6 protein-coding genes are annotated in these 7,120 nt (G+C 69.9%); 5 read left to right on the top strand and 1 reads right to left on the bottom strand.

Annotated elements, in window-relative coordinates:
• The coding region (locus Q0066_RS11010) for an AI-2E family transporter (protein ID WP_298132849.1) at positions 1-935 on the bottom strand (935 nt) is incomplete at its 3' end.
• 121 nt (positions 936-1,056) lie between these two features.
• Here Q0066_RS11010 and Q0066_RS11005 point away from each other — a divergent pair.
• The 5 genes from Q0066_RS11005 (at position 1,057) to msrA (ending at position 7,118) form a co-directional block, all read left to right on the top strand.
• The gene (locus Q0066_RS11005; RefSeq protein ID WP_298132848.1) at positions 1,057-2,604 is read left to right on the top strand and encodes a molybdopterin-dependent oxidoreductase; all 1,548 of its coding nucleotides are present in this window, start codon (positions 1,057-1,059) and stop codon (positions 2,602-2,604) included.
• Between the two features lie 394 nt (positions 2,605-2,998).
• Positions 2,999-4,201 (top strand): MFS transporter, encoded by a 1,203-nt coding sequence (locus Q0066_RS11000; protein WP_298132846.1) that lies wholly within the window; start codon positions 2,999-3,001, stop codon positions 4,199-4,201.
• The gene (locus tag Q0066_RS10995) at positions 4,179-4,865 is read left to right on the top strand and encodes a uracil-DNA glycosylase (protein ID WP_298132844.1); all 687 of its coding nucleotides are present in this window, start codon (positions 4,179-4,181) and stop codon (positions 4,863-4,865) included. The genes Q0066_RS11000 and Q0066_RS10995 overlap by 23 nt, the downstream gene beginning before the upstream one ends.
• Positions 4,866-4,935: 70 nt before the next feature.
• Positions 4,936-6,426 (top strand): D-alanyl-D-alanine carboxypeptidase/D-alanyl-D-alanine-endopeptidase, encoded by a 1,491-nt coding sequence (gene dacB / locus Q0066_RS10990; RefSeq protein WP_298132842.1) that lies wholly within the window; start codon positions 4,936-4,938, stop codon positions 6,424-6,426.
• 47 nt (positions 6,427-6,473) lie between these two features.
• Positions 6,474-7,118, top strand: a complete 645-nt coding sequence (gene msrA / locus Q0066_RS10985) for a peptide-methionine (S)-S-oxide reductase MsrA (RefSeq protein ID WP_298132840.1) — start codon at positions 6,474-6,476, stop codon at positions 7,116-7,118.
• Positions 7,119-7,120: the final 2 nt, after the last annotated feature.

Here is a 7,120-nt window from a genome sequence, read left to right as displayed (position 1 = left end):
AGCATGATCAACGCCGCCACCCAGCCGTGGGTGATCAGCGCCAGCGAGGTGGCCACGGTCCCGGCGATCACCGCGCCGACGACCGGCACGAAGCAGACCACGAAGGTCAGCGCGAACAGCGCCAGGGCCATCGGCACGCCGATGATGGCGGCGATGATCGCGACGCCGGCCGCGTCGACGGCCGAGACGATCACCTGGGCGCGCATGTAGCTGACCAGGGACGCCCAGCCGCGATTCGCCGCGGCGTCCGTCGAATCCTGGTAGCGCGCCGGCATGATGCCGACGAACCCCTTCCACAGATGCTCGCCCTCGGCGAGGAAGAAGAAGGTGGCGATCATCGCGATGGCGATGCCGGCGAAGAAGTGGCCCACCGAGGCGCCGATCTTCGCCGCGTACCCGGCGAGCAGTGCCCGCGAGTCGGAGATCCAGGCGGTGACCGAGGTCATCCAGCCGTTGATCTGCTCCTGGTCGATGTGCAGCGGATCGCCGGCCAGCCATTGCATGAAGGCGTTGAAGCCGGCGACGGTCTGATCGACCAACTCCGGTGCCTGCCGGGCGGCCGTCGCACCGATGCCCCAGCCGATCGCCACCATGACCAGCACCATCACCAGCAGACCGCTCGCGGCGGCGAGCAGCGGGTGCCAACGCCATTCCTTGAGCCGGTGGACGATCGGAGCCAACAGCGCCGTCATCAGGAAGGCGATGGCCAGCGGCACGGTGACTCCGGAGAATTCCGACAGCAGCCAGCCGACGCCCCAGACCAGGGCGGCGAGGACCAGGGCTCGCCAGGCCCAGCCGGCGGCCGTCCGGACACCTTGCGGAATGCGATCCTCGGTGGATTCGGTGGCCGGTTCGACGACCACCACCTGCGGTTCGGCGATCCGCGCCGGCAGCGCCGGGCGACGGCGCGGACGACGGAAGAGACTGAATGCCACGCACCCGTCCTTTCGTGGGGTAGCCGCCAGCTTAGTCACTGCCCTTTGTCTCGGCGGCGGAGCCTCCTACTGTGGAGGGCCACGGCCCGCGCGGAGGCCAGGCCGGGCGGAAGGGGGCGCCATGAGCGCCGACCGACAGCAGGCCACGCGTCTGCGGGCCGTGACAGCGGGCGTTCTCGCGATGCTGGGCGGGTTGGCCGCCGGGCACCTGGTTGCCGGTCTGGTCGCCCCCGGGGCTTCCCCGGCATTGGCGGTCGGCAGCCGGCTCATCGATCTGGCGCCCACTCCCGTCAAGGACTGGGCGGTGGCCACCTTCGGCACCGCTGACAAGCCGATTCTCGTGACCGGCGTGGTTCTGGTGACATTGGGCGTCGGCGCGGTGACCGGCCTCGTGGCCTTCCGGCGTCGCGGGTTGATCTGGGCGGTGCCGGCCGTTCTGGCTGTGCTCGGTGGTATCGCGGCAACGTCTGCGGCGTCGGGTTCGACGGTGTCCACGACGCTGGGTGCGCTGCCGTCCGTGGTGGCCGGCATCGTCAGCGGAACCGTTCTGGGATGGCTGCTGCCCCGGGCACCTCTATTGCCGTCCGCTCCCGGTCAGCCGGACGGCACACCGCGCGCCATGCCACGCCGTGCCTTCCTGGCCGGCGCCGGGGTGGTCGGCGGTTCGAGCGCTGTCGCGGTGGTCACCGGGCAGTGGTTCGCCGATCGGGCCCGGATCGCGACCGACGTTGTGCTTCCGAAGGCGTCCCCGGCCCTGCGGGCGCTGCCTGCCGGCTTCGACGTGCCGGGTTTGTCGCCGTGGGTGACGCCGGCGTCCGACTTCTACCGGGTGGACGTCAACCTGCTCGTTCCGGGCGTGGATGTCGGCACTTGGCGGCTCGACATCGACGGGTTGGTGGAGCGTCCGTTCAGCCTCAGCTGGGACGAGTTGACGGCGCTGCCGGTGATCGAGCGCGACATCACGCTGAACTGTGTCAGCAACGAGGTGGGCGGACCGTACATCGGCGGTGCCCGCTGGCTCGGCGTCCGGACCCGCGACCTGCTGGAGCGTGCCGGCGTCCGGCCCGAAGCGGATCAGGTGCTCAGCCGATCGGTGGACGGCTTCACGGTCAGCACACCGGTGCAGGCGCTGCTCGACGAGCGGGACGCGCTGGTCGCGATCGGCATCAACGGCCGTCCGTTGCCCGCCGAGCACGGGTTTCCCGCGCGGCTCATCACGCCGGGGCTGTACGGCTACGTGGGCGCAACCAAATGGCTCACCCGGATGACACTCACCACCTACGCCCAGCAGGCCGCCTACTGGACGGCCCGCGGCTGGGCCGAGCGCGGGCCGGTGAAGCCGTCCAGCCGGATCGACGTGCCCCGTCACCTGTCCCACCTGCCCGCCGGGACCGTGACCGTCGCCGGTACGGCGTGGGCGCAGCAGATCGGCGTGGCCCGGGTGCAGGTCCGCATCGACGAGGCGGAATGGCAGGACGCCACCATCGGCCCGGACGCCGGGATCGACTACTGGCGGCAGTGGCGGTTCAGCTGGCCCGCCGCCCCCGGGCAGCACACGCTGGAGAGCCGGCTGGTCGACGACCGCGGCACCCCGCAGTCGGAGCAGGTCGCCCCGCCCTTCCCGGACGGCGCCAGCGGCCTGCACCGGATCACCGTCACCATCGGCTGAGTAGGCAGCCCGATCTCGAGCCCGCCCGGGTTCCGGATCGACTGGGGAAACGCTGACCAAAGCCCCCCATCGTCATCCCGGACTTGATCCAGGATCTCTCCCACGTTGAGATCCCGGGTCGGAGCCCGGGATGACGTGAATGAGCAGCGCTTCCCTTGGGTGAGTCCTTGCCTGTGCACGGCACCGTCGGCCCGGTTCACCCCGACGTACTCGCAAGTTGGTCTGAAATCGACCCCAGAGTCGCTACCGGAGACGGCCGGGAACGCTTCAGCAGTGACGACAAGCTCCTCGTCTCTGGGGTCGATTTCAGACACTTGCCCGATAGCCAACATGTCCGGTCCGGGCTGACGGTCGAGGTTCAGCCCGACGACGCGAGTCCGTTAAGTTGGCTCGAGTGAAATGGACGCTGCGGACGCCGTTGCCACGCACCGTGGTGATGCTCGCGGTCGCCGCCTTCTTCGTGGCCGTCGGGTTCGGCGTGATGATCCCGGTGTTGCCGATCTTCGCCGCCTCGTTCGGGGTGACGAACTTCATGATCGGCCTAGTGGTGTCGGCGTTCGCCGGCATGCGGCTGGCGATCAGCCCGTTCTGCCGGCGCATCTCGGACCGGATCGGTCATCGCCGGACGATCGGCATCGGCATGTGGATCGTCGGGGCATCGTCGGCGTTGTGCGGCCTGGCCGGCAGTTACTGGGAACTGCTGCTGTGGCGGGCGATCGGCGGGCTCGGTTCGGCGATGTTCACCATCTCGGCCACCGCGCTGCTGCTGGCCAGCGTCGGACCGGAGCTACGCGGCCGGGCGAGCGGGCTGTACCAGGGTGGCTTCCTGCTCGGCGGAATGGCCGGGCCGGCGATCGGCGGTCTGCTGGCGACCGTGTCACTGACCGCGCCGTTCTACTTCTACGCCGGCACCCTGGTTGTTGCGGGTGCGATCGCGTTCAGCCAGCTGCATGACCCGCCGGGGATGGCCGAGGCAGCTGCCGTCGCCCCGTCCCGATCGTTGCGCGAGGTGATCGCCGACAGCCGGTTCCGCGCCGCCTGCCTGATGAGCTTCGGGCAGGGCTGGCAGAGCTTCGGCGTCCGGTCGGCGCTGGTGCCGCTGCTGGTGGTGGGCGCGTTGGGATCCGATCCGTCGTGGGCCGGCATCGCGTTCGCGATCGCCGCCATCGCGCAGACCGCCGCGCTGCCGGCCGCCGGACGCGCCACGGACACGCTCGGACGCCGTCCGGTGATGGTCGTCGGCGGGTTGCTGGCGGCGGCATCGACGCTGGCCACTCCGTTCGCACCCAATATGCAGCTGCTGATCGTGCTGCTCTGCGTCTACGGCGTCGGCGCCGCCGCCCTCGGCACCGCGCCCACCGCCGCGCTGGGCGATGCGGCCAAGGACGCCGGCAGCCAGCCGGTCGCGATCTATTCCATGGCGGGTGACCTGGGTTCGATCCTCGGTCCGCTCGCCGCGGGCGTGTTGGCCGACAGTTGGGGAATGGGTGCCGCATTCGGCTCGGGTGCCGCCATTCTGTTGGCGGGTGCGGTGGCCGCCGCGCTCATCCCGGCACGGCTGGACAGGAGGAACAGTGAACCCGAAACCGTTGGCTGAACTCATCGCCCCGGACTGGGCGCAAGCACTCGCGCCGGTCGCCGGCCGGGTGGCGTCCATGGGCGACTTCCTGCGCGCCGAGATCGCCGCCGGACGCGGCTACTTCCCGAGCGGCCCCAACGTGCTGCGGGCGTTCAGCCGGCCGCTGTCCGGCGTCCGGGTGTTGATCGTCGGGCAGGATCCCTACCCCACCCCGGGCCATGCCGTCGGGTTGTCGTTCTCGGTGGCGCCGGACGTCCGGCCGCTGCCTCGGTCATTGGCCAACATCTATGCCGAGTTGTCCACCGATCTGGACATTCCGCCGGCCGTCCATGGCGATCTGAGCGGCTGGTTCGATCAGGGCGTGCTGCTGCTGAACAGGGTGCTGACGGTCCGTCCGGGCGCCCCGGGGTCGCATCGCGGCAAGGGCTGGGAGGAGGTCACCCAGTGCGCCATCGAGGCGCTGGCCAGCCGCGGCGGCCCGCTGGTCGCGATCCTGTGGGGCCGGGACGCGCAGAACCTGCAGCCGATGCTGGGCGACGTCCCGGTGATCGCTTCGCCGCATCCTTCGCCGTTGTCGGCCCGCTCCGGTTTCTTCGGCTCGCGTCCGTTCAGTCGGGCCAACGCCGCGCTGGTCGCCCAGGGCGCCGACCCGATCAACTGGGAGTTGCCGGCCCTGAGCTGAGGCGGGCGGCCTGGCGAGTCGTCGGACGGCTGTGTCATGGTGGGCGGGCCCCCACCCCCTGGAGCTCCCGATGTCTCGAACGCGCCGCGGCGTGCTTACCGCCGTCCTCACCCTGTGCAGTCTCGCGCTGGTCGTCACCCCTGACGCCGCGCACGCCATTCCCACCGTGCCGTCGGCGGTCAACGACGACGCGCTGGCCGCCAAGGTCACCGAGGTCCTGAAGGACTCCCGTGCCGCCAAGGCCACCGTCGGCGCCGTCGTCGCCGATACGGCGAGCGGCACCGAACTGTTCACCACGAAGGCCACCACCGCGCTGAAGCCGGCGTCGAACATGAAGCTGCTCACCTCCGCCGCGGCCCTCGACGTACTCGGACCGGACGCGAGGTTCAGCACCGAGGTGTTCGCGCCCAGCGCACCCACCGGCAGCGGCACGGTCAGCCGGCTCTATCTGCGCGGCAATGGCGATCCGACGCTGCGCGAATCCGATCTGAAGTCGTTGGCCGCACAGGTGAAGGCGTCCGGCGTCCGGCGGGTCACCGGTTCGGTGATCGGCGACGGCGGGTTCTTCGACAACGACAAGTACAACAACTACTGGAACCCCGTCGACCAGAACTCCGCCTACGCCGCCCAGATCTCCGGGCTGACGCTGTCGCCGACCTCGGCGTTGCGGGTCGGCACCATCAACGTCAGCTACAAGCCGGGTTCGAAGGCCGGCAAGAAGGCGGTGCTCGGGGTCGTCCCGGCGCTGGCCAGCGGGTACGTGAAGCTGGTCAACAAGACCACCACGAAGAAGGCCGGCAGCGGCGCCGCGATCAGCCTGCGCCGCTCGGGCAACACGATCACCGTGTCGGGCCGGGTCGCACTCAAGCGCTCGAAGGCCAGCGCGGTGATCACCATCAGCAAACCGGCCGGGTACGCGGCGCACGTCTTCACCGGCATGCTGCGCTCGCTCGGTGTAGCGGTGGACGGCACCGCCACCATCGGCAGCACCCCGAAGACGCGGGTGCGGCTGGCGTCCGACACCTCGGTGCCGCTGAGCACGATCGTCGGGTTGCTGATGAAGCCCTCCAACAACGGCATGACCGAGCACCTGATCAAGACCATGGGACGCACCGGCAACAAGGCGGGGACCTGGGCGGCCGGTTCGGCGCGCGTCCTGAAGTGGCTGAAGACGACCCAGAGCGTGCCGTCGACGGTGCGCATCGTGGACGGCTCCGGTTTGGCGCACACCAACCGGCTGACCGGACGGGTCATCGTCCGCGTGCTGCAGTACGCCCGCACCCGTGGGTGGTTCGGCACCTTCCGCGACGCGCTTCCGGTCGCCGGCAATCCCGACCCGGCGATCGGCGGCACACTCACCGACCGGATGGTCGGCACCGCCGCGCAGAACAATCTGCGCGCCAAAACCGGCACGCTCAGCGGCGTGACCGCACTCAGCGGCTACGTCACCGACAAGACCGGGCGGACGTACACCTTCTCTATGCTCGGCAGCTACAAGTCGAACTCACCACGGGTCGTGTTCGACAAGGTCGGCGCGACCCTGGCGGCTTGGGCCGGCTGAGGAATGCCGGACGGCCCGTCGCGGTTGCATCTGCCAGGAGGCCAAGCATGCTGTTCACCAAACCGACCATGGTCGATCCGCGGGTTGCGCTGCCCGGACGCGAGACGCCCGTCCTGCGGCAGCCCTTCTTCCATCGGGTCTTCGGGCACCGGATCGACCGGGTGCCGGAGGGCGCCGAGGTGGCGGTGCTCGCGCTGGGTTGTTACTGGGGCGCCGAGAAGCTGTTCTGGAACACGCCCGGCGTACTCAACACCGCCGCTGGATATGCCGGCGGCTACACGCCGAACCCGACCTACGAAGAGGCATGTTCGGGACGCACCGGGCACGCCGAATCGGTCCGGGTGGTCTACGACCCCACCCAGCTGAGCTACGAGGACATCCTGCGGATCTTCTTCGAGAATCACGACCCGACGCAGGGCTTCCGCCAGGGCAACGACCGCGGCACCCAGTACCGCTCGGCGATCTTCCCGCAGAACGAGGACCAGGCCCGTCGCGCCGAAGCCGTCCGGGACGCCTTCGCACCCGAGTTCGCGGCCGCCGGATACGGCCCGATCACCACCGAGATCATCCCGACGGACACCTTCTACTACGCCGAGGACTACCACCAGCAGTACCTCGACGCGAACCCGAACGGCTACTGCCCGGTGCACGCCACCGGGGTGACCTGCAACCCGGGCAGTCGCGCCGGCTGATC

Source organism: Micropruina sp. (genome assembly GCF_027492755.1).
In the GTDB taxonomy this organism is placed as follows: Bacteria; Actinomycetota; Actinomycetes; order Propionibacteriales; family Propionibacteriaceae; genus Micropruina.
This window is presented reverse-complemented; position numbering and strand designations above follow the sequence as displayed.